The sequence below is a fragment of the Kitasatospora sp. NBC_01246 genome (genome assembly GCF_036226505.1).
GTDB lineage: Bacteria > Actinomycetota > Actinomycetes > Streptomycetales > Streptomycetaceae > Kitasatospora.
In genome coordinates this window covers 5602681-5624375 of the sequence record NZ_CP108484.1, presented here as the reverse complement: position 1 = coordinate 5624375, position 21695 = coordinate 5602681, and the positions used below count along the sequence as shown (strand labels likewise).

The following is a 21695-nucleotide window of genomic DNA, read 5'->3' as shown; positions in this document are numbered from 1 at the left end:
AGGCTCTTACTTGGTCGTACCGATGTTCAGGTAGTCGTACTCACCCGAGAAGGCCGAGGTGGAGACGACGTTGGTGGCGGTGTCCGAGCGGTACAGGAACACCTTGAAGTAGGTCAGCGGGACGTAGACCGCCTGCTCCATGACCTTCTTGTCGATCTCCGCGTAGATCTTCTCGCGGGCCGCCTTGTCGGTGTTGACGGCGGCGTCGTCGAGCAGCTTGTTGATCGCCGGGTCGTTCAGCGAGGCCAGGTTGCTGTTACCGGCCTCCTTGATGGCGCGGCCGTCGACGATCTGCTGCAGGAAGCCGTAGCCGGTCGGCCAGTCGGCGCCCCACTGCATCATCATCAGGCCGATGTTCTTCTCCTTGTTCTTCGCCGGCACGCCGACGTTGTCGGAGAGGTACTTGCCCTGCGGGTACTGCTGGATCTCGGCGTTGATGCCGACCTTCTTCAGCGCGGCCTGGATCGAGGTCGCGGCGGCGATCTCGGTGGCGCGCTCGGTCCGGGCGCTCAGGACGGTGTTGAAGCCGCCCTCCTTGCCGCAGGCCTTGAGGGCTTCCTTGGCCTTGGCCTCGTCGCCCTTGTTGTCCTTGGTCTCGTACAGGTTGATGTCCTGGTGACCGGGGATGTCCGCCGGCAGGACGGAGTTGGCGATCTGGCCGCGGATCGGGCCGCCGACCGCGGTCTGCACCGAGACCTTGTCGATCGCGTACTGCACGGCCTTGCGGCACTCGACGTTGTCGAACGGCGCGACCTGACTGTCGATCGCGGTGTAGACCAGGCGGCCGCCGTAGGCGTTGTCCGTCTTGGCCTTCAGCTTCGGGTTCTGCAGGATCTGCGCCTGGGTCTGCGGGTCGACGCCGCCGCCGACGAGGTCCACCTGGGCGTTGCCGGCCAGCAGGTCCTTGTCGATGGTGGACTGCTCGATGTTCATCTTGAGCACGATCTTGTCCGCGAGCTGCTTGCGGATCGTGTCGGTGCTCGCGTCCCAGCTGGTGTTCGGCACCAGGGTGAGCTGCTTGCCGTCCTCGTAGGACTCGAACTTGTAGGAGCCCGAGGCCATCGGGTGCTTGACGTAGTCGGCGCCCTTGTCCTTGTCCTTGGGGACCGGGACGGTCTGCGGGGCCGAGACCAGGTAGTCGAAGTCCGCGAAGGCGTGCTTCAGGTGGAAGACGACGGTCAGGTCGTCCGGCGTCTCGATGGACTTGAGGTCGCCTGCCGCGTCCTTGTACGGGCCCGCGTACGGGGTCGGGTTGTCGACCAGGAGGTCCTTGAAGTACGTCGGACCGTTGGAGAACACGTCCGGCGCGAAGTTGGAGCGCTCCACCGCGTACTTCACGTCCTTGGACGTGATCGCGCTGCCGTCCTCGTACTTCAGGCCGGCGCGCAGCTTGTACGTCCAGGTCAGGCCGTCCGCGCTGGGCTGGCCCATGGACTCGGCGAGGTCCGGGACGAGCTTGTTGCCCTCGTCGCCGGGGCCCGGCGCGAAGGTGGTCAGCGGACGCCCGTACAGGCGCGAGAAGTTGTAGATGTAGGCGTAGTACGTGTTGCCGGGGTCGAGCGAGTCCGGCGTGCCCTTCATCTCGTAGGTGACCGTCCCGCCCTTCTTGTCCGAGGCGTTGACGATGCCCTTGGTGGCCGCGTCGGCGCCGCCGCCGGACGCGGCGGAGGACGACGAGTCGCCCCCGCTCTTGGATGAACCGGAGGTACACCCGGTGACGACCAGGACAGCGGCGGCGGCCACTGCGGTCAGTCCGACGGTACGGGACCTACGCATGGTGAGATCAACCCCTTGAGGAAGTGGTGGCGGATCGGAGGGTCCTGACGGGATGTCAGTTGCTCTTGGGATCGAGGGCGTCACGCAGCCCGTCGCCGAGCAGGTTGAAGGCGAGCACCGTGAGGAAGATCGCCATACCGGGGACCACCATGTACTGGGGGTCCACCTGGTAGTACTTGATCGCGTCGTTGAGCATCCCGCCCCAGGAGGCCTGCGGGGCCTGGATGCCGACGCCGAGGAAGCTGAGGCCCGCCTCGAAGAGGATGTTGGTCGGGATCAGCAGGGTCGAGTAGACCAGGATCGGACCGACCAGGTTGGGCAGCAGCTCCTTGAACAGGATGAACGGCCCCCGGGCGCCCAGGCTGCGGGCCGCGTAGACGAACTCGCGCTCACGCAGTGAGAGGGTCTGGCCGCGCACGATCCGGCCCATGTAGGGCCAGTTGAAGAAGCCGATCACGAAGATCAGCACGCCGATGTGCAGCGGGAGGCCGTGCAGGCCGAACGCGCCGCCCTGGAGCGAGGCGGAGATCGCGATGGCGAAGAGCAGCAGCGGGAACGCCAGGAAGACGTCCATCACCCGGCTGATCAGGGCGTCCACCCAGCCGCCGTAGTAGCCGGCCATCACGCCGAGCACGGTGCCGAGGGTGTTGGAGAGCAGCGTCGCCCCGAAGGCGACGAGCAGCGAGACCCAGGAGCCCTCGATGACCCGGGAGAGCAGGTCACGGCCCTGCAGCGGGTCCACGCCGAGCGGGTGGTCGACGCTCATGCCGCCCCAGTCGCCGAACGGCAGACCACCGAGGTTGGCGTCCAGGAGGTCCTGGTTGAGGGCGTCGGGGTCCAGGCCGAACATCGACTCGATCGGCTTGGCCAGCACGGCCAGCAGGACGAGCAGGATCACCACGACGGCGCCGGCGACGGCGGCCTTGTCCCGTTTGAAACGGGTCCAGGCGATCCGGCCGAGCGAGCGGCCCTCGATCTTCGTGGCCGGGCTCGCGGCGGCGGCTGCCTCCGGCGTGTTCCCGGCGGTCTTGATGGGTGCGGTCATGGTCAGTTCGGTCCCCTCGCCGACGGTGGCCGGCCCACGGGTGCCGGTCGCCGGTTCGGCGGTACGGCTGGTGCGGACGTGCGGAGGTTCAGGTGCGGGTGTTCAGCGGTGCGACGTGCTCGGGTACTGCGGCCGCGCGGGATGGGCGTCGCGAGGCTCAAGCGGTCCGCCAGCGCGTTCACCCTCGTGGGGCACCCAGTACGCGCGGTGCGTTGCGCAGAACTCTCTGCCATCCGAACTGGCTTGCGCCAGCCCTGACAACCGAGAGATGCCCAACTGTGATCTGTCGGCATGCACCTCTGGATCTTCGGCATATCCCTCTTCACACAGCTGTTACATGCATGTCAAGAGGCTGCACCGAACCAGCCGGAAATCCGACCGGAAATGCCAGGACCGACATGACGGGTCGTCATATCGGTCCTGGTGGAGGGCTTTGGGCGCATACACCCGGACTACCCGTTACCGCGCCGAGAACACCCGAACATCCGTGCTTGCGACAGGTGTCCGAAGTGCCCGTAGTTGGGACACGAACACCGGGTCTGCCCGGAGTTGCGGCACGGTCGCCGGAATGCCCGGCGTGCGGTACCGGCGCCCGAATGCCCGGAGCCCCGGCACGGGCGGCGGAACGCCGGCGTGCGGCGCGGGCACCGCGGCGCCCGTCGCGTCGACCGTGCGGGCGTCAGCGCCCGGGGTAGCCGGGCCAGGGCTGCTGCGGCGGCGGCTGCTGCCCCGGCCACACCGGGCCGGGCGCCTGGGTGCCGTAGCCGTACGGGCCCGCCTGCGAGGCGTAGGGCGGCGGCGGCACCGGCGGGTACGGCGCGGCCTGCGAGCGGCCGTGGCCGCCCGCCTCGCGGTCGTAGAACGGCCGGGCGTTGGCCCGCATCCAGAGCGCCACCGGGTCGTACTCGTCCCCCATGGCGACGGTGGAGACCGCGAGGCCCTCCGGCGCGACCGCGATCGCGCGCTGCATCAGCGCCCGGACGGCCTCCACCGTGGGCGGCGAACTCTCGTACAGCTCAAGTCCGATGGCCAGGTACGGTTCGCCCACGGAGGGCTGCACCCAGGCCCGGCGCAACGCCTTGACCGCCCGCACCTCGACCGCCTGCCGCTCCAGCAGCGCGAAGAACTGCTGGGCCTGCACCTGCGGTTCGCTCAGCTTCAGCGGCCCGGCCGGCAGCCGGTCCAGGCCGGCCGCGATCCGGCGCAGGTCCGCCCAGGGCACCCCGACGCCGCCGCCGGGGGCGTGCGGGTTCAGCCAGAGCCCCCAGCGGGTGCGATAGAGCGAGGCGGCGATCTCGCGCCCCGAGATCACCTCGTGCGCCCGCGCCCAGCCGGACGCCGCCAGCTGCTCGGGCGAGGTGACGGCCGGCGCGTAGCCGTGACCGCTGATCTCCATGTTCCCGTACTGGGCGTCCGGACTGCCCGGCGTACCGTGCCAGAGCAGCATCCAGACCTGCCCCGCGGCCAGCGCGTGCAGCAGTGCCTCGTACGCCTCCCAGCGTTCCGGCGCGACCTCGCGCAGGGCGTGCTCCAGCGCTCTCGGATCCGCGCCGGGGCGCCCGGCGGGTGCCTGGCCCCAGGGCCCCGGTGCACCGCCCGCTACCGCTCCCGCACTCATGCGCCCACCTCGCTGCGCCTCTTCTTCTCTCACCTGCCGCCGGCCCGGCGGTCATCTGCAGGCACCCTATGGGGCGCCACCCGCCACCGCCACGCCGACGTGCCCGGCGGTGGCCTCCGGCCCGGTGCCGGGCGAGGAGGAACGCGTCACATCCGTGCGTAGAACGGCTGGACCCGGTTGAGCAGCCACTCGACCACGGGGTCCTCCGCGAGGTCGAGCAGTACGAGGTGGACGCCGCCGGGCAGCGGCGCGGTTCCCAGCGCACGGCCCAGGGCCTCGTTCACGGCGGCCGGTTCGGCCGGGGCCGCCGGATCGAGCTGGACGCCGACGAACATCACCGTCGGCTCACCCTCCACGCTGGCCAGCGCCCGCCTGGCGGTCAGGACGCCGGGCAGGCCCGAGAGCTCGTACCGGCAGGCGGCCAGGAAGGCCTCCGGGTCCTCGCCCGGCACCGGTTCGCGCAGCGCCACCCGGCCGCCGGTCGGCGCCTCCGGGGCGTCCCAGCGGTCCTCGCGCGGCCCGCGCCGCAGCTCGGCGACGCCCTGCGGAGGCACCGGGATGCCCACCGGCGCCTCCGGGTTCACCGCGATGCCCACGCCCAGCGGCAGCCCGCGGGCGAACTCCCAGACCGGCGCGATCGCGAAGGCCATCCCGGGCGCCTGCTGGAGGAGCACCTCCTGCGAGGAGAAGACCGGGACGTAGGGGTCGCCGGCCAGCTCGATCGTCGGCAGGTCCAGGGCCTGGCCCTGCGGGTCGCCGCCGGCCGGCAGCGGGATCCACACCTGGCTGCGGGCGAGCACCTCGAACACCCGGGGGGTCGCGCCGGGATCGCCGAGCGCGGCCGTGAGCACCTGCTCCAGCTCGTTCGCGGGCCATCCACCGCCGGGCGGCGCCGCCTCCGGGCCGCCCCACCCCTGCTGCTGCTCCACCGGGTACCCCATCCGCCGCTGTACCGTCCTCTGTCCGCCGACGCCGAGCAGCCTAGCGGGCCCGCGGGCGGGGCCGCGGTGCGCGCCGGTACCGGTCGGTACGGGCCGGGGCGGTACCGGTGGGCTACCGGTGGCGGGTGCGGGCCGGGCCCGCCGGGCGGGGCCGGGCCCGGGGCCCCTCTCCCGTCTTCCGCCGGGACGTGCCATGATGTCCGCGTCTGCGGGTGTTCCCCGCCGAGAACCTCAACTCCATACCGGCCGCTCGAACCCGCGCGGGAGAGTCCGGAGTACCCCCGAGAGGCGGTACAGCCGGCGCCGAAGGAGCAAGTCCTCCCCGGAATCTCTCAGGCCCCCCTACCGCACGGGTTAGGCACATCTGGAAAGCGGCGCACGGCCCTGTCGCGCGCCCACCCACGGTGCAAGCCGCCATGCTGTCCTGTTAGCTGTGAAGCGCTGCGGGCCCGCGTGCGGTGAAGCTCTCAGGTTCGACGACAGATGGGGAGACCCAGCCGCCGCATGCCCGCGCGCAGGCTCGGTCCCCGAGCGGGTCCGGTCCGGCGTGCGCACACCTGAGTGCCCAGACCGAGGAGTTCCAGGCCATGTCGTCCCTCCGCCTCACCGCGCTCGACGCGCTGCACCGCGCCCTCGGCGCGACCATGACCGACTTCGCCGGCTGGGACATGCCGCTGCGTTACGGCAGCGAGCGCGAGGAGCACCTCGCCGTCCGCACCAAGGCCGGTCTGTTCGACCTCTCCCACATGGGCGAGATCACCGTGACCGGCCCGCAGGCCGGCGCGATGCTGGACCACGCGCTGGTCGGCTTCGTCTCCGCGCTCGGCGAGCTGCGGGCCCGCTACACCATGATCTGCGCCGAGGACGGCGGCATCCTGGACGACCTGATCGTCTACCGCCTGCGCGAGGACGCCTTCCTGGTCGTCGCCAACGCCTCCAACGCCCAGCTGGTGCTGGACGAGCTGATCGCCCGCGCCAAGGGCTACGACGCCGTCGTCACCGACGACCGCGACACCTACTCGCTGATCGCCGTCCAGGGCCCGGAGTCCACCGCGATCCTGGCCGACACCACCGAGGCCGACCTGCCCGGCCTGAAGTACTACGCGATCCTCCCGGCCCAGGTGGCCGGCCGCGACGTGCTGCTCGCCCGCACCGGTTACACCGGCGAGGACGGCTTCGAGATCTTCTGCAACCCGGGCGACGCCGCGCACATCTGGACGGCGCTGACCGAGGCCGGCACCGGCCGCGGCCTCGTCCCCTGCGGCCTCTCCTGCCGCGACACGCTGCGCCTGGAGGCCGGCATGCCGCTCTACGGGCACGAGCTCTCCACCGACCTGACCCCCTTCGACGCCGGTCTCGGCCGGGTGGTCCGCTTCGACAAGACCACCAACGAGGGCGCGTTCGTCGGCCGCAAGGCCCTGGAGCAGGCCGCCGCCGCAGCCGAGGCCAACCCGCCGCGGGTGCTGGTCGGCCTGGTCTCCGAGGGCAAGCGCGTGCCGCGCGCCGAGTACACCGTGGTGACCGCCGACGGCGAGCCGATCGGCCGGATCACCTCGGGCGCGCCCTCCCCCACGCTGGGCAAGCCGATCGCGATCGCCTACGTGGACGCGGCGCACGCCGCCCCGGGCACCACCGTCGCGGTGGACGTGCGCGGCAAGCACGAGCCCGTGCAGGTCGTGGCGCTGCCGTTCTACAAGCGCGCCCGCTGACGCCCCTCGGGCGCGCCCGCCGAGGCCTCACGAGCGCGCCCGCCCGGGCCTGACCACCCCGAAGATCCACGTCGAAGCCGTCCGTCCGGCGGCCCGCTTCGTCGTACCCGCTTCCCATCCTGGAGAATGACGCCATGAGCAACCCCCAGCACCTGCAGTACACCAAGGAGCACGAGTGGCTGACCGCCGTCGAGGACGGTGTCTCCACGGTCGGCATCACCGCCCACGCCGCCGACGCGCTCGGTGACATCGTCTACGTGCAGCTGCCCGAGGTCGGCGAGACCGTGACCGCCGGTGAGACCTGTGGCGAGCTGGAGTCCACCAAGTCGGTCAGCGACCTGTACTCGCCGGTCACCGGCGAGATCACCGAGGTCAACCAGGACGTCCTGGACGACAACTCCCTGGTCAACAGCGCCCCGTTCGAGGGTGGCTGGCTGTTCAAGGTGCGCGTCGAGTCGACCGACGAGCTGCTCAGCGCCGACGAGTACAACGCCCTGACCAACCCGGCCTGAGCCGGCCGTTCGGGGTGGCCGCAGTGCGGCGGCCGCCCCGGCCACCGGGCCTCCTCCGCCCTCCGGTCGCCCGCCGCCACCCTTCCGTGGGGCGTGCCAGGCGCGGCACCTCCTTCTCTCCTCCCTGGGAAGACCACACCATGACGGTTCTCAACCAGTCCCTGCACTCGCTCGACCCGGAGATCGCCGCCGCGGTCGACGCCGAGCTGCACCGCCAGCAGACCACCCTGGAAATGATCGCCTCCGAGAACTTCGCCCCGGTGGCGGTCATGGAGGCCCAGGGCTCGGTGCTGACCAACAAGTACGCCGAGGGCTACCCGGGCCGCCGCTACTACGGTGGCTGCGAGCACGTCGACGTGGTCGAGCAGATCGCGATCGACCGGATCAAGGCCCTGTTCGGCGCCGAGCACGCCAACGTCCAGCCGCACTCCGGCGCGCAGGCCAACGCCGCCGCGATGTTCGCGCTGATCCAGCCGGGCGACACCATCCTGGGTCTGAGCCTGGCCCACGGCGGTCACCTGACCCACGGCATGAAGATCAACTTCTCCGGCAAGCTCTACAACGTCGCCGCGTACCACGTGGACGACAAGACCGGCCAGGTCGACATGGCCGAGGTCGAGCGCCTCGCCAAGGAGCACCAGCCGAAGCTGATCATCGCCGGCTGGTCCGCCTACCCCCGTCAGCTGGACTTCGCCGCGTTCCGCCGGATCGCCGACGAGGTCGGCGCCCTGCTGATGGTCGACATGGCGCACTTCGCCGGTCTGGTCGCCGCGGGCCTGCACCCCAACCCGGTGCCGTACGCGGACGTGGTCACCACCACCACGCACAAGACCCTGGGCGGCCCGCGCGGCGGCGTCATCCTCTCCAAGGCCGAGTGGGCCAAGAAGATCAACTCCGCGGTCTTCCCCGGCCAGCAGGGCGGCCCGCTGGAGCACGTGATCGCCGGCAAGGCCGTCGCCTTCAAGGTCGCCGCCTCCGAGGAGTTCAAGGAGCGCCAGCAGCGCACCCTGGACGGCGCCCGGATCCTGGCCGAGCGCCTGCTGCAGGCCGACGTCGCCGAGGCCGGCGCCTCGGTGCTGTCCGGCGGCACCGACGTCCACCTGGTCCTGGTCGACCTGCGCAACAGCCAGCTCGACGGCCAGCAGGCCGAGGACCGGCTGCACGAGGTCGGCATCACGGTCAACCGCAACGCCATCCCGAACGACCCGCGCCCGCCGATGGTCACCTCCGGCCTGCGGATCGGCACCCCGGCCCTGGCCACCCGCGGCTTCCAGGCCGAGGACTTCCGCGAGGTCGCCGACATCATCGCCGAGGCGCTGAAGCCCGCCTTCGACGAGACCGTCGCCACCGCGCTGAAGGCCCGGGTCACCGCCCTCGCCGAGAAGTACCCGCTCTACCCGAACCTGTAGTTCGGACACGGGTGACCGGGCTCACCCCGCCTGGTCACCTGGGATTCCGGGGCACCGCGCACACTGGACAGTGCGCGCGGTGCCCCGTTCCGTGTCAGCACCCCGCCTGCAAGTCCTTCCACGAGACCAGACAAGGACGTCCTCCGTGGCCATCAGCGTCTTCGACCTCTTCTCCATCGGCATCGGCCCGTCGAGTTCCCACACCGTCGGCCCGATGCGCGCCGCCCGGATGTTCGCCCGCCGCCTGAAGTCCGAGGACCTGCTGACCGGGGTGGCGAGCGTCCGCGCCGAGCTCTTCGGCTCGCTGGGCGCCACCGGCCACGGCCACGGCACCCCGAAGGCCGTCCTGCTGGGCCTGGAGGGCAACTCCCCCCGCACGGTCGACGTCGACCAGGCCGACCGGGACGTCGAGCGGATCACCGCCGAGAAGCGGCTCGACCTGCTCGGCGCCCACCCGATCGACTTCGACCCGGGCACCCAGCTGATCCTGCACCGGCGCCGCTCGCTGCCGTACCACGCCAACGGGATGACCCTCTGGGCCTTCGACGCCGACGGCGGCCTGCTGCTGGAGAAGACCTACTACTCGGTCGGCGGCGGCTTCGTCGTCGACGAGGACGCGCTGGGCGCGGACCGCGTGAAGCCGGACGACACCGTGCTGAAGTACCCCTTCCGCACCGGCGACGAGCTGCTCCGCCTCAGCCGCGAGACCGGCCTGTCCATCTCCGGCCTGATGCTGGAGAACGAGAAGGCCTGGCGCAGCGAGGAGGAGATCCGGGCCGGGCTGCTGGAGATCTGGCGCGTCATGCAGGAGTGCGTGCGGGCCGGGATGTCCCGCGAGGGCATCCTCCCCGGCGGCCTCAAGGTGCGCCGCCGCGCCGCCTCGGGCGCCCGCGCCCTGCGCGCCGAGGGCATCGGCCCGGCCAACGCCATGGAGTGGGTGACTCTCTACGCGATGGCCGTCAACGAGGAGAACGCCTCCGGCCGCCGGGTCGTCACCGCGCCCACCAACGGCGCGGCCGGGATCATCCCCGCCGTGCTGCACTACTACCTGAACTTCATCCCGGGCGCGGACGAGGACGGCATCGTCCGCTTCCTGCTCGCCGCCGGTGCGATCGGCATGCTCTTCAAGGAGAACGCCTCGATCTCCGGCGCCGAGGTGGGCTGCCAGGGCGAGGTCGGCTCCGCCTGCTCGATGGCGGCCGGCGGCCTCGCCGAGGTCCTCGGCGGTTCCCCCGAGCAGGTCGAGAACGCCGCCGAGATCGGCATCGAGCACAACCTGGGCCTCACCTGCGACCCGGTCGGCGGCCTGGTCCAGATCCCCTGCATCGAGCGCAACGGCATGGCCTCGGTCAAGGCCGTCACCGCCGCCCGGATGGCCCTGCGCGGCGACGGCCGCCACCACGTCTCCCTCGACAAGGCGATCAAGACCATGAAGGAGACCGGCGCCGACATGAAGATCAAGTACAAGGAGACCTCGCGCGGCGGCCTCGCCGTCAACGTCATCGAGTGCTAGGCAAGTGTGCCGACCTGCATGATTTCTCCGTCAGAGCTGCCAGGTCCCTCTCTGCGCACACGGCCCGAAGTGCCTGAAAGGCCCCTCGGACAGCTCTGAACCTCCCTGAGGACTCCCTGGCAGATCCCTGGTCCGCACCATGCCGACCAGGGATTTCCGGTCTCGCGGCGGACGGAGCCGGCGCCTGGCGTACCGCGGCCTCCCGCTTTCCCCGCTAGGCCTCCGTCCGCGCACCGGGTCGGGGGGGTCAGCGGCGCAGGGTGAGGGGCAGCGCCTCCAAGCCGCGCAGCATCATCGTGTTGCGCCAGCGCAGGTCGCGCTCCTGGCAGGCCAGGGTCGTTCCGGGGAAGCGGGTGAGGAGCGCGGTGAGCGCGATCTCGGTCTCCAGCTTGCCGAGCAGGGCCCCGAGGCAGCGGTGGATGCCACCGCCGAAGGCGAGATGGCCGGCGTCCCGGCGGTCGAGGATGAGGCGGTCGGGGTCCTGGAAGCGCGCCGGGTCGCGGTTGGCCGCGCCGAGGGACAGCAGCACGAACTCGTCCTGCGGGATCTCCACCCCGCCGACGTCCACCGGCTCGGTGGTGAAGCGGGTGGTGGCCATGCAGATGGGGGAGTCGTAGCGCAGGAACTCCTCGACGGCCCTGGGCATCCGGGTGAGATCGGCGCGCAGCCAGGCGGCCTGGCCGGGATCGCGCAGCAGCGCGAGGCAGGAGGTGCCCAGCAGGTTCACGGTGGTCTCATGGCCGCCGATCAGCAGCAGGGCGACCATGCCCACGATTTCGTCGTCCGTCAGCTCTCCGCGCTCGCGGGCTTCCAGCAGCTCGGTGAGCAGATCGGCGGGACGGTCATTGCGGCGGATACGCCGGTCGGCGATGGCCAGGACGTACGAGCCCATCTCCTGGACGGCTTGTTGGAACGCCGTGTGGTCGCCCTCCTGGGTGACGATGGCGGTCGACCACTTCCGGTAGAGGTCGCGGTCCTCGGGCGGGAAGCCGAGCAGTTCGCAGACGACGAGGATGGGCAGCGGGAAGGCGAAGTCACGTACCAGGTCCACCGTGGCGGTGGTGGTGCGGGTCGTGTGGCGCGTGGCTGCCGCGTCCAGCCCGTCGAGGAGTTCGAGGGTGATGCGCTCGACCATCGGTCGCATCGCCTCGACGCGCTTGCGGCTGAACGCCGCCTGGACCACGCGGCGGAGGCGGGTGTGGTCGGGAGGATCGCTGCTGAGCATATGGGTGATCTCGGTGCCCAGGTTGACGCCCTCGACCCGGCTGTCGGCCAGGGCCTGGGCACGCCGCACGTCCTGCGCGAAGCGGGGGTCGAAGAGCGCGGCCCGGACATCGTCGTAGCGCGGGATGATCCACAGTCGCAGGCCGCCGTCGCTGTGCAGCACGGAGACCGGGGCCGATTGCCGCATCCTGGCCAGGGTCGGGTACGGGTCGCTGAGGAACGTCGGCGGGTTCTGGCGCGGTTCCGTCGTCTCGGGCTTGTCCGGCCGGTGCTTCTCCGGCCGGGGACCGTTCGTCCGGGGTGCTGCCGTCGCTGCCGTAGCTGTGGTCATGATGTTCTCCTGTCCTCACCGGCACGGCCGGCGCCGCGGCGGGGTGCCGGGCATGGCACCCCGCTACGGCGCTGCTTGGGCTCACTGCAGAGGCGACTACTTCTCCGCGTTCTTCTCCGTGCGGGTGGTGGTGCAGGTCCGCGCCTGGCCGTTCGGCCGGACCGGGACCGCCTTGTCCAGGGTGAGCTGGTGGTCCGGCGGAATGATGATCCCGCGCTCCCGCTCGGTGGCGCTGATGGGGTCGACGCGCAGTCCGTGACGCTTCATGGGGTTGACCTTTCTTCGGTGTGGTGGACGGGGTGGTGCGAGCCGGTCCGCCCGATGTCGCGGCGGTCGGCGGTTCTGGGGGAGGCGCGCAGCGTGTCGTCGGCGTAGCGCACCATGGCGGCCCAGGCGGCGGCGTGTCCGGCTGGGTCACGGCCCACGTCGTGTCCGCCGCCGAGCCACCGGACGCGATGCGGGACGTCGCGGCGCCGCAGCGCGGCGAGATAGCGCTCGATCTGTTCCGGAGGGCACTTCTCGTCGTCCGCCGAGGCGGCGAGGAAGAGCGGGCCGCGTACGCGGCCCACATAGGTCATCGGGCAGGCCGCGCGATAGCGGTGCGGCACCTGCTCGGGGGTGCCTCCGAAGAGGCGGTCGTCGACCTCCCGCAGCGCCGGCGTCGTCGCCCGGTACGCCGCCGTGTAGTCGGCCACCGGGGCGACGGCCAGCCCGACGTCCCACAGCCGGGGCTGGACGCCCATCGCCAGCAGCGTCAGATAACCGCCCCAGGAGTAGCCGCACAGGCCGGTACGGCCCGGCTCCGAGACTCCCGCGTCGATGAGGTGGCCGCGCACCGCGGCGAGGTCTTCGAGCTGGGCGAGGCCGACCCGGTGGCCGAAGTCGTCCCGCCAGCGGGGGCCGTAGCCCGTCGAGCCGCGGTAGTTGGTGCGCACCACGGCGAATCCGGCCCGGACCAGGGCCTCGGTCCGGGCGTCATAGGCGTCCCGGTCGTGGGTGTGGGGCCCGCCGTGGACGAGGAAGACCGTCGGCCAGGGGCGGCTGCCCGCCCTGCGGCCGGGCGGGGTGGCCACGAAGCTGTGGATCTGCCCGTACGGCCGGCGTGTCCACAGCTCGCGGCGCCTGGATCCGGTCGGTCCGCCGGGCGCCGTGCAGCGTGACGCCGTCGTGGAGCGGCCGGAGCGGTCGGAGCGGTCGGAGCGGTCGGAAGGACCGGAGCGGTCGGGACGTTCCGGGGGTTCCGGGTGCTCCGCGCTCTCCGGGCTCTCCGGGCTCTCCGGGCTTTCCGGGTGGCAGATCAGTGGCCGGGGCGGTTCGCCGTCGCGGCTCCACAGGCAGTGGACCGTGCGGTCGGGTGCGCAGGAGAAGTCGATGATCGTGCCCTCGGGCGTGGGAAGCACCGTCGTCGTACCGCGGTCGAGGTCGGCGCGGAGCAGGCGGCTGCGTCCCGCCCGGTCCTGCTGGACCAGTGCCGTGCGGCCGGGCCCGTACCAGCAGGCGGTGATCTCCGTATCGAAGTCGAGGGCGGAGCCGGGACCGTGCGTACGGATCCCCTCGCCCTGCCGCCAGAAGGCCAGGGTGTAGCGGCCCGCGCGTTCGAGGACGAGCAGCAGTTCCGGTCGTGCGGTGGTGAGGTCCGGGCGGAAGCCCAGCGCCCACACCGCGCCGCCGTCGCCGTCCCCCGCTGCGCCGGGGATGGCGTCCACGAGAACGCCGGAGGCCGGTGACCACAGCCGGACCGCGGCCGGTCCGGCCTGGCCCCCCGCGGTGGCCAGCAGTCCGCCGCCGGGGGCCAGGCCCACCACTGCCGCATAGCCGGGCTCCTCGGCCACCAGGCGGGCGCGCTCGCCCGGTCGGCCGAGGTAGTGCCGCGAGCGGTCCGCGACCCCGACGCCGACGGCGGCGAGGCCGCCGCGGGGGTCGAAGGCCAGGCCGTGCATCCGCCCGGCGGGTACGCCGTCGAGCGCCGGGCGCGGGTGCCCACCCTCGAACGGCCCGCGCAGCCAGCGGCCTTGACCGCCGGGAGCGGCGTCGAACCACCACAGGCCGTGGCCGTCCGGCTCGATGGCGGCGGTCTCCACACCCAGCGGTGCCGTGGTCGCCTGGCGGCGCTGGTCCGTCGTCAGGTCCCAGGCCACGATCTGCGGGAGACCGTCCACATACCGGGTCTCGACCGCTCGCCGTCCGTCGCGGGCGGCGAAGGACGGGACGTGCACCGCCGTTCCGATACCGCCGCTCATCGCCGTCCCTCCCTTCGTCGGTGTCCGCTTCCGCCGCCGGTGGCCTTGGCTGTGGTGGGCTCCGACGGCCATCACACTGCCGGTCGGGCGGGCTGCGTGGCAAGGGAAGAAGGCGCAGCGGCACCGACCGTGAGCTGCTGCCGGTCCTTCCCTGGCACCGGACGGGGGGCGGGCGACAGGGTGCGGGGGCGACCACATGTCCCGGACCCACCGAGGAGAAAGGGGCGACCCGATGACGATCGCGGCGACCCGGCCCGACGCAGCCCCCGTCCCACCCGGCGGAGCCCCGAACGGTACAGCGGGTGGCAGGCCGAGCCGTGCGCTGACGGCGGTCTATGTCGCGGGCGCGGTGACGGCCTTGGGTACCCAGATGACCATGCTCGCGCTGCCCTGGCTGGTGCTGGAGAGCACCGGCTCGGCCACCCGGGCGGGCCTGGTCTTCGCGGCCCAGGTGCTGCCCATGGCGCTGCTCGGCTTCGCGGGCGGAGAGGTCATCCAGCGCCTGGGCGCCCGCCGGACCATGGTCGTCTCCGACCTCGCCCGCGCTCCGGTGGTGGCGCTGATCCCGCTGCTGCAGACCCTGGGCGCGCTCAATCTGGCCGTCATCGTGGCGATCGTCACGGCGCTCGGGGCGCTGGCCGTTCCGTACCACGCGGCACAGCGGGTGCTGGCGATGGAACTGCTGAGCCCGCACGCCCGCTCTCTGGCCCGCGCGAACAGCGCGCTGGCAGGTGTGCAGAACGGCTCGGCGTTCGCCGGACCGGCGCTCGCGGGCGCGCTGATCCCGCTGGTGGGGACCACATCGGTGGTGTGGCTGGACGCGGCCTCGTTCGCCTTCTCCGGGTTGCTGCTGCTGCGCCGCGTCCCGGCAGGGGGTGGCGGGGACGGAGGGTCCGCAGCCGGGCCCCAAGGCCTGTGGGCGGGGGTACGGCACCTGTGCGGCGACTGGTTCCTGAGCCGGGCGATGCTGTCCACCGTGGTGTTCGGGCTGATGCTGCGAACCCTGATGATCACCATGCCGGTGCTGGCGTTCGCCCGGTTCGAGGGGGACGCCAGGGTCGGCGGCCTGCTGGTCGCCGCCCATGGCGCCGGTGGCCTGGTGGGCTCGGTGGCCGCCTATGTGCTGGCGGCACGGGTCGCCCCCGTACGACTCGCCTGTACGGCCCTGGTCTGCGTCGCACTGCCCCTGTGGACGCTCCTGGTGCCCGTGTCGGCCGGCATGCTCGTCGTCGCCGTCGGCCTGTCAGCGGCCGCCGCGCCCCTGGCGAACGCGCCGCTGATGGGACTGCTCTCCGCCCGGCTGCCGGACGGCTTCGGGCCCAAGGTGTTGCAGGCCGTGGTCACGATCAGCGCCCTGGCCGGGCCGCTGGGCTTCCTGGCCGCGGGCGCCGTGCTGGACCGGGCCGGTGTCGCGGCGACCCTGTGGGGCGTCGCCGCGCTCGCGACGTTCGGCAGCGGCAATCTGATCCTGGCCCTGCGCCGCCTCCAGGCCACCGGGGCCCCGGACTGACCTGGCCTTCCGAGAAGACCGCGGTGGACGAGGGTCACGCGGTGGCGGAGTTCACCGGAAGTCCTCCTCGCGGTACTCCGCGTCCGAGCCCGCCGCGGTGGCCTCGCGCAGTTCGATGCGGCCGATCTGGCGGCCGCTGGTGATGACCAGCGACAAGCTCGCCTCCGCCTACGCTCGAACGCCCGTCCCCCTGCCTCGCCCGCGACCTGATCGGCTCAGGCGTTTCGGCGGGCGGACTCGTTCTCCTGGGCCAGCCGGCGCAGGGCGAGCAGGGCGGGCTCCAGCAGGACGGTCAGGAGCAGGGCGCGTTCGGCCTGTTCGAGGGGGTCGTCGCTGGTCCGGAGCTGGTCGAGGTCGAGGACGGCGGTGCGCGCGGCGAGTTCCGCGTAGGGGAGCAGGGTGTGCCGGTCGACGGGTTCGCCGAGCGAGCGGAGGGTCTCCAGGGTCTCCCCCAGCACTGCCCGGGCCGGCGCGTACGGCGAGACCTCCCAGCCCAGCTCCGCGATCAGCGCGTCGACCTCCGCCGCGCCCGGGGCGGCGGCCGGCCGGGCCGCGTCCTCGTCGGCCGGCCGGGCGCCGACCGCCAGGCCGAGCACCTGGTGCTGCTCGCCGCCGTGCGCGGCGATCGCGCCCAGCACCTCCTTGGTGGCGCTCACACTGAGCCCCCGCACCCCGATCAGCGCCCGGACCAGCCGCAGCCTGCGCAGATGGGTCTCGTCGTACTCGGCCTGGGTCGCGGAGGTGGAGCGGCCGGGCGGCAGCAGTCCCTCGCGCAGGTAGTACTTGATCGTCGCGATCGGGACCTCGCTACGACGGCTCAACTCCGAGATGCGCACGGTGCTCCGCTTTCCCCTAGCTATTGGATACCTCTACTGTCTAACATAGATAGTGCCACTACCCAACAACGGAGGCGCGTCAGCCATGCCCACGATTCCCTGGATCACCCCGCACCCGGCCACTCCCGGCACGCAGGCCGTCGTGATGGCCTCCCGGTTCGAGGTCCGCTCGCTCGGCGACGTCCCGCGCTTCCTCCTGAAGTCGTACGCCGTCTGGCGCCAGATCCAGTCCGCGCCCGGCGCCCTCGGCGCCTCGCTGATCGCCCGCCCGACCAAACGGACCTTCTACACGCTGTCGGCCTGGGAGAGCCAGGAGGCGCTCCAGGACTTCGCCCGCGCCGAGCCGCACCGCTCGATCATGACCGGCCTGCGCTCGACCATGCGGGAGTCCGTGTTCACCTACTGGCAGGCCCCGGTCGAGCAGCTCCCCGTCGGCTGGCCCGAGGCCCACCGCCGGCTGGCCGAGCAGCAGGCCACCCGACCGGCCGGCTGACCCGCGGAGCAGCCTAAGGGGGGTGCAGCCGAAGGGGGCGCGACCGGAGCGGCCGCGGCCGGAGCTAGCGGAGGATCTGCGCCGGTACGTCGGTGGCGCGGGTGAAGACCGAGACGGGGTGCTGGGTGTCGCAGTACTTGTTGCCCGTCGAGACGATGCCGATCACCACGCCGTCGACCACGAGCGGCCCGCCGGAGTCGCCCTTGCAGATGCTGTCGGCCGTCCCGGGCCGGGGGCTGCCGCAGACCTTCAGCCGCGGGGAGTCGCCCGGACCGGTGTAGGGCTCGCAGCCGGACAGCGGCGAGAGCGTGAGCGCGGCCTTCTTCAGGTGGGTCCCCGGGCCGCCGTCGCCCGTCCGGCCGAAGCCGTAGACGGTCGCCGTGCGGCCGTACCGGTACAGCGCCTCGTCCCGGTTCGTCGCGACCCGGACGGTCCGCGCGTTCAGCGGCCGGTCCAGGGTGAGGACGGCCGAGTCGTGGTCCAGGGCGGAGGTGTACCGGGGGTCGACCGCGGCGCTCCGCACCCGCCGCACCTGCCCGCCGTGGCCGGTCAGGTCGGTCCGGCCGGCGATCACCCGCAGCGTGGTCGGGTCGTCTGCCTCGGCCACGCAGGGGCCGGCGGTGAGCACCTTGGTGGGGGCGATCAGGGCACCCGTGCACCACTGCTCGCCGCCGGCCGTCTCCAGGGCCACGACGAACGGGTTGGCGGCGGTGGTGGTGTCGGTGCCCCCGTGGACGGCGGCGGCCGGGGTGGCGGCGACGGCCACCAGGGCGGCGGAGGCCAGCAGGACGGTCAACGGGCGTCGGTACGGCTTGCGCATCGGGTGGGCTCGCATCTCTCTCGGGCGGATCGCTCAGGGCGGAGGTCGTCGGGGCGAAGGTGGTCAGGCCGAAGGGGCGAAGGGGCAAAAGGGCAGCGGGCCGAAAGGGGCACCGGCGCTCGCGGTTCCGGTACCCACGATCGGGTCCCACCGCGGATCCCGGGCCGGCGGACCGGGCACCGGCGGCGGGTGGGCGGGCAGAAGCCCTGACGGGGGCGGGCGGCACGGCGCCCGTACCCGAAAGTGGCGCAGGGAGCCACCGCGTTGACGCCCCGGCCGACGGGCGGCCCCTCAGTGCCGCACGGCCCCCGGCCCGGTGAGCCGGCAGCGGCGGGGCACCGGACGGACCGGGCCGCGGCAGTTGCCCCGGGTCCGCGCCACCCGACCGGGGCAGCGCCGGGCGCCACCGCCCGGCTCCGGCCGATCGGCCACCGGGCGGCCCCCGTCCGCACCGGCCCGGCGCGGGCCCGGCCGCCGGAGCAGCACCCGGAGGGCGCCCGCCCCGAGCAGGAGCAGCGCGCAGGTGATCAGGATTCGGTGGAGGTGGACGGACACGTGGCTGCTCTTCTCCGCTGAGGACTCGGTCGGTACGGGCGGGCCCCCTCGGCCGAAGGGCGGACCGCCGCTGCACCGCACAGTGGCCCGGAAGGCGTCCCGGCCGCCAGACCCCCCGGGGAGTTCGGGACGCTGGAACGGCGACAGGTACCGTGATCTGCGGATTCGGTGCCGCCTGGAACGCCGGACCGGAACGAGGGGGCGCCGGATGAGCGTGGAGACCGACGAGTTCGCGTCGATGCTGAGGGAGCTGAAGGACCGTTCGGGTCGCAGCTACGGCACGCTCGCCACCCGGCTGCACGTCAGCACGTCCACGCTGCACCGCTACTGCAACGGCGCCGCCGTCCCCAACGAGTACGCGCCGGTGGAGCGGTTCGCCCGGGTCTGCGGGGCGGGCGCGGACGAGCTCGTCGAACTGCACCGCCGCTGGATCCTGGCGGACGCGGCCCGGCGCCGTGAGCCCGCCCGCGAACCGGTCCGGCCGGAGCCCGCCGAGCCGAAGCCGACCCCTGTGGTCACCGTGGCCCCTGAAGCCCCCGACGCCCCGCTTCCGGCGACCGCCCAGGAGGCGACGCTGCCGCCCGTCGACGCCCTGCACTCCGCGCGCAGCCCCCAGGGCGACCCCGCCGACGGCGAGACCCGGCGCCGCAGGCTCCCGTACCCGCGGATCCTGCTGAGCGCGGCGGCCGTGGCCCTCGTCGCCGCCGCGATCCCGCTCCTCGTCCCGAGCGGGCACGGCGGCACCCCGTCGGCGGCTCCCCCGTCCCCGACCGCCGCCGGCGCCCCCTCCACCCCGGCGGCCCCGGCACCGGTCGCCGGGCCGCCGTCCGCTCCGGCGTCCGACACGACCCCTGCCGCGACCGCCACCGCGACGAGCGCGGCCACACCGGCCCCGTTCCAGGTCACCGTCCTGACCGACAACTGGGGCAGCCCCTGCGGCCAGTGGTTCCTGACCGCCAAGGCGCCGCGCTCGGTGCCCGCGCCCCCGAGCCCCAAGCGGACGGACAGCTGGGCGGCCGCCCAGGAGGCCGTCCCCGCCGGGCACCTGCGGCTGCAGGTGACGGCGCAGGGCGACTCCGCCGTCCCGGTCGTCCTGCACGCCCTCTACGTGCACGTGGTCAGCACCCGCCCGGCCCCGAAGTGGAACGCGTACACGATGGGCTCCGGCTGCGGCGGCAGCATCACCCCGGCGGCCTTCTCGGTCGACCTCGACGCGGCGGCCCCCCGGCCGGTGGCCGTCCCCGCCCAGGAGGGCGAGGTGAAGGCCAAGACCGTCTCGGACTTCCCCTACCGGGTCTCGGCCACCGACCCCCAGGTGCTGAACGTCGAGGCCGGGACCGCCGGGCAGGACGTCAGCTGGTACCTGGAGCTGGAGTGGAGCAGCGGTAGCAGCCGCGGCACCCAGACCGTCAAGGACGCCAACGACAAGCCCTTCCGCACCATGGGCCTGAAGGGCGCGCCGGGCTACTTCTACCAGGACGACCGCACGGGCTGGACCCCCACCTCGACCGAGGACTGACCCCGGGCCGCGCCCCCACGCCGGGAAGGCCGGCCACCCGGAGCGGGTGGCCGGCCTTCCCGGCGGACGGGCGGGGCGTCAGGCGGCCAGCGTGGCCTCCTCCGCCTGGACGTCGGTCGGCGCGGCCTTCCTGTCCCGCATGACCAGGGTGGCGAGCAGGGCCGCGGCGAGGACGCCGACCGCGCTGATCGTGAAGGTGGTCGACATCGAGGAGGTGAAGGCCTCCCGGGCGGAGTGGACCAGTCCGGCGTCGCCGCCGGCGGCGGCCAGGGCGTCGCCGATCGAGCGCTTGGCCTGCGCGGAGCTGTCGGCGGGCATCTCCCGGGCGAACCGGCTGGAGAGCAGGGAGCCGAGGATGGCGATGCCGAGCGCGCTGCCGGCCTGCTGGATGGTGTCGTTCAGGGCGGAGCCGACGCCCGCCTTCTCGGCGGGGATGGTGCCCATCAGGGCGCCGATGGCGGCCGGCATCGCCAGCCCGGCGCCGAGGCCGAGCAGGCCGAGGGCGACGGCCGGGAGGGTGAACCCGGCGTCGGCGGAGACCGTGCTCAGGAGGCCGAAGGCGGCGGCCATGAGCAGCATGCCGACCAGGACGAGCAGGCGGTTGCCGATCTTCGCGGCGAGCCCGGCACCGGCGCCGTTGCCGATCAGCGCGGCCACGGCCAGCGGCACGAAGGCGAGGCCCGCCTTGACCGGGGAGTACCCGAGCACGAACTGCAAGTACTGGGTGAGGACGAGCAGCAGACCGCCGTTGCCGATCTGGACGAGGGTCAGCGAGAGCGAGCCGCCGCTGAAGTTGCGGTGCTTGAACAGGGCGAGCGGGACCATCGGCTCGGAGGTGACGTTCTCCCAGATCACGAACCCGCCGAGGGCGACGACGGCGACGATCAGGGTGACGGCGGAGCGGCCGTCGAAGGCGCCGTGCTGCGGGATCTCGATGATCCACCAGATCATGGCGGTCATGCCGACGGCGGAGAGCACCGCGCCCAGCGGGTCGGCCTTCTGCCAGGGGCCCTTCGACTCCGGCATGAGGGTCAGGGCGGCGACGACGGCGAGGACGACGACCGGGACGTTGATGAAGAAGATCGAGTGCCAGGAGAAGTGGTCGATCAGGACGCCGCCGAGTACCGGGCTGCCGACCAGGCCGAGCATCGACACCGAGCCCCAGGCCGCCATCGCCTTGCTGCGCTCGTCCTCGTCGAAGACGGTGATCAGGATGGAGAGGGTGGACGGCATGATCAGCGCACCGCCGACACCCATCGCGACGCGGGCCGCGATGACCTCACCGGGGCTGGTGCAGTAGGTCGCGGCCAGTGAGGCGGCGCCGAACAGCAGCAGGCCGATGATCATCACCTTACGGCGGCCGAACCGGTCCCCGAGGCTGCCCGAGGTGAGCAGCAGCCCGGCGAAGACCAGGATGTAGGAGTCGAGGATCCACTGGGTGTCCTGGGCGCTCGCCCCGATGGACTCCGTCATCGACGGCACCGCCACCGTGAGCGCCATGCCGTCGATCACCAGGACCAGCGTGCTGAGGCAGAGCACGACGAGGATCCACCAACGACGTGGGTTGCGGGTTTCCATGGGTTGTCCCTCCGAGTTGCGCACGCTGTTCCTTCGCTGCGCACACTGTACGCAGAGCGGAACAGT

Annotated in this window: 17 protein-coding genes and 1 riboswitch; of the genes, 7 read left to right on the top strand and 10 right to left on the bottom strand. The window is 72.6% G+C overall.

Annotation, left to right across the window (positions count from 1 at the left end; genetic code table 11):
* Positions 1-6: 6 nt before the first annotated feature.
* From OG618_RS24485 to OG618_RS24470, 4 genes are all read right to left on the bottom strand, one after another.
* Positions 7-1776: an ABC transporter substrate-binding protein gene (locus tag OG618_RS24485; protein WP_329489695.1), complete on the bottom strand. Its 1770-nt coding sequence runs from the start codon at positions 1774-1776 to the stop codon at positions 7-9.
* A gap of 55 nt (positions 1777-1831) precedes the next feature.
* A complete protein-coding gene (locus OG618_RS24480; RefSeq protein WP_329489694.1) occupies positions 1832-2821 on the bottom strand; it encodes an ABC transporter permease in 990 nt (329 codons plus the stop codon).
* 679 nt (positions 2822-3500) lie between these two features.
* On the bottom strand, positions 3501-4439 hold the full coding sequence (locus tag OG618_RS24475) for an enhanced serine sensitivity protein SseB C-terminal domain-containing protein (RefSeq protein WP_329489693.1): 939 nt from the start codon (positions 4437-4439) through the stop codon (positions 3501-3503).
* A gap of 146 nt (positions 4440-4585) precedes the next feature.
* Entirely contained in the window at positions 4586-5380 is a 795-nt protein-coding gene (locus tag OG618_RS24470; protein WP_329489692.1) for an enhanced serine sensitivity protein SseB C-terminal domain-containing protein, read from the bottom strand.
* A gap of 251 nt (positions 5381-5631) precedes the next feature.
* A riboswitch (glycine riboswitch) is annotated at positions 5632-5738 on the top strand.
* Positions 5739-5967: 229 nt separating this feature from the next.
* On the opposite strand from OG618_RS24470, the gene gcvT reads away from it, so the two are divergent.
* From gcvT to OG618_RS24450, 4 genes are all read left to right on the top strand, one after another.
* Entirely contained in the window at positions 5968-7089 is a 1122-nt protein-coding gene (gene gcvT / locus OG618_RS24465) for a glycine cleavage system aminomethyltransferase GcvT (protein WP_329489691.1), read from the top strand.
* A 134-nt stretch (positions 7090-7223) separates the two neighbouring features.
* The gene (gene gcvH, locus OG618_RS24460; RefSeq protein ID WP_329489690.1) at positions 7224-7601 is read left to right on the top strand and encodes a glycine cleavage system protein GcvH; all 378 of its coding nucleotides are present in this window, start codon (positions 7224-7226) and stop codon (positions 7599-7601) included.
* Positions 7602-7741: 140 nt separating this feature from the next.
* Entirely contained in the window at positions 7742-9010 is a 1269-nt protein-coding gene (gene glyA / locus OG618_RS24455; RefSeq protein ID WP_329489689.1) for a serine hydroxymethyltransferase, read from the top strand.
* A 145-nt stretch (positions 9011-9155) separates the two neighbouring features.
* Entirely contained in the window at positions 9156-10523 is a 1368-nt protein-coding gene (locus OG618_RS24450) for an L-serine ammonia-lyase (protein ID WP_329489688.1), read from the top strand.
* Between the two features lie 247 nt (positions 10524-10770).
* Here the strand turns inward: OG618_RS24450 and OG618_RS24445 are convergent, their stop codons facing one another.
* The 3 genes from OG618_RS24445 to OG618_RS24435 all read right to left on the bottom strand — a co-directional run bounded on the left by OG618_RS24445 (position 10771) and on the right by OG618_RS24435 (position 14318).
* Positions 10771-12078 carry a cytochrome P450 family protein gene (locus OG618_RS24445; protein WP_329489687.1) on the bottom strand — a complete coding sequence of 436 codons (1308 nt, stop codon included), beginning with the start codon at positions 12076-12078 and terminating at the stop codon, positions 10771-10773.
* Between the two features lie 96 nt (positions 12079-12174).
* Positions 12175-12345, bottom strand: a complete 171-nt coding sequence (locus OG618_RS24440) for a hypothetical protein (RefSeq protein ID WP_329489686.1) — start codon at positions 12343-12345, stop codon at positions 12175-12177.
* On the bottom strand, positions 12342-14318 hold the full coding sequence (locus tag OG618_RS24435; RefSeq protein WP_329489685.1) for an alpha/beta hydrolase family protein: 1977 nt from the start codon (positions 14316-14318) through the stop codon (positions 12342-12344). The genes OG618_RS24440 and OG618_RS24435 overlap by 4 nt, the downstream gene beginning before the upstream one ends.
* Positions 14319-14514: 196 nt before the next feature.
* Here OG618_RS24435 and OG618_RS24430 point away from each other — a divergent pair, with 196 nt between their 5' ends.
* Positions 14515-15828 (top strand): MFS transporter, encoded by a 1314-nt coding sequence (locus OG618_RS24430; protein WP_329489684.1) that lies wholly within the window; start codon positions 14515-14517, stop codon positions 15826-15828.
* A gap of 215 nt (positions 15829-16043) precedes the next feature.
* Here OG618_RS24430 and OG618_RS24425 read toward each other — a convergent pair whose 3' ends face one another.
* Positions 16044-16664: a MerR family transcriptional regulator gene (locus tag OG618_RS24425; RefSeq protein WP_329489683.1), complete on the bottom strand. Its 621-nt coding sequence runs from the start codon at positions 16662-16664 to the stop codon at positions 16044-16046.
* Positions 16665-16749: 85 nt separating this feature from the next.
* Between OG618_RS24425 and OG618_RS24420 the strand changes: the two genes are divergently transcribed.
* The gene (locus OG618_RS24420) at positions 16750-17157 is read left to right on the top strand and encodes a DUF3291 domain-containing protein (protein ID WP_329489682.1); all 408 of its coding nucleotides are present in this window, start codon (positions 16750-16752) and stop codon (positions 17155-17157) included.
* Positions 17158-17221: 64 nt separating this feature from the next.
* On the opposite strand, the gene OG618_RS24415 is transcribed toward OG618_RS24420, so the two are convergent.
* On the bottom strand, positions 17222-17953 hold the full coding sequence (locus OG618_RS24415) for a S1 family peptidase (RefSeq protein ID WP_329489681.1): 732 nt from the start codon (positions 17951-17953) through the stop codon (positions 17222-17224).
* Positions 17954-18740: 787 nt separating this feature from the next.
* On the opposite strand from OG618_RS24415, the gene OG618_RS24410 reads away from it, so the two are divergent.
* On the top strand, positions 18741-20051 hold the full coding sequence (locus OG618_RS24410) for a helix-turn-helix domain-containing protein (RefSeq protein ID WP_329489680.1): 1311 nt from the start codon (positions 18741-18743) through the stop codon (positions 20049-20051).
* Positions 20052-20129: 78 nt separating this feature from the next.
* On the opposite strand, the gene OG618_RS24405 is transcribed toward OG618_RS24410, so the two are convergent.
* Complete coding sequence (locus OG618_RS24405; RefSeq protein ID WP_329489679.1) at positions 20130-21629, bottom strand: MFS transporter; 1500 nt, start codon at positions 21627-21629, stop codon at positions 20130-20132.
* Positions 21630-21695 lie beyond the last annotated feature (66 nt).

What these genes read in the sequence shown, in the direction of transcription:
- OG618_RS24470 (WP_329489692.1), bottom strand. Translation starts at nt 5,380, where the DNA reads ATGGGGTACCCGGTGGAGCAGCAGCAGGGGTGGGGCGGCCCGGAGGCG.
- OG618_RS24430 (WP_329489684.1), top strand. Translation starts at nt 14,515, where the DNA reads ATGTCCCGGACCCACCGAGGAGAAAGGGGCGACCCGATGACGATCGCG.
- glyA (WP_329489689.1), top strand. Translation starts at nt 7,742, where the DNA reads ATGACGGTTCTCAACCAGTCCCTGCACTCGCTCGACCCGGAGATCGCC.
- OG618_RS24435 (WP_329489685.1), bottom strand. Translation starts at nt 14,318, where the DNA reads ATGAGCGGCGGTATCGGAACGGCGGTGCACGTCCCGTCCTTCGCCGCC.
- OG618_RS24475 (WP_329489693.1), bottom strand. Translation starts at nt 4,439, where the DNA reads ATGAGTGCGGGAGCGGTAGCGGGCGGTGCACCGGGGCCCTGGGGCCAG.
- gcvH (WP_329489690.1), top strand. Translation starts at nt 7,224, where the DNA reads ATGAGCAACCCCCAGCACCTGCAGTACACCAAGGAGCACGAGTGGCTG.
- OG618_RS24410 (WP_329489680.1), top strand. Translation starts at nt 18,741, where the DNA reads ATGAGCGTGGAGACCGACGAGTTCGCGTCGATGCTGAGGGAGCTGAAG.
- OG618_RS24440 (WP_329489686.1), bottom strand. Translation starts at nt 12,345, where the DNA reads ATGAAGCGTCACGGACTGCGCGTCGACCCCATCAGCGCCACCGAGCGG.
- OG618_RS24485 (WP_329489695.1), bottom strand. Translation starts at nt 1,776, where the DNA reads ATGCGTAGGTCCCGTACCGTCGGACTGACCGCAGTGGCCGCCGCCGCT.
- OG618_RS24420 (WP_329489682.1), top strand. Translation starts at nt 16,750, where the DNA reads ATGCCCACGATTCCCTGGATCACCCCGCACCCGGCCACTCCCGGCACG.
- OG618_RS24405 (WP_329489679.1), bottom strand. Translation starts at nt 21,629, where the DNA reads ATGGAAACCCGCAACCCACGTCGTTGGTGGATCCTCGTCGTGCTCTGC.
- gcvT (WP_329489691.1), top strand. Translation starts at nt 5,968, where the DNA reads ATGTCGTCCCTCCGCCTCACCGCGCTCGACGCGCTGCACCGCGCCCTC.
- OG618_RS24445 (WP_329489687.1), bottom strand. Translation starts at nt 12,078, where the DNA reads ATGACCACAGCTACGGCAGCGACGGCAGCACCCCGGACGAACGGTCCC.
- OG618_RS24480 (WP_329489694.1), bottom strand. Translation starts at nt 2,821, where the DNA reads ATGACCGCACCCATCAAGACCGCCGGGAACACGCCGGAGGCAGCCGCC.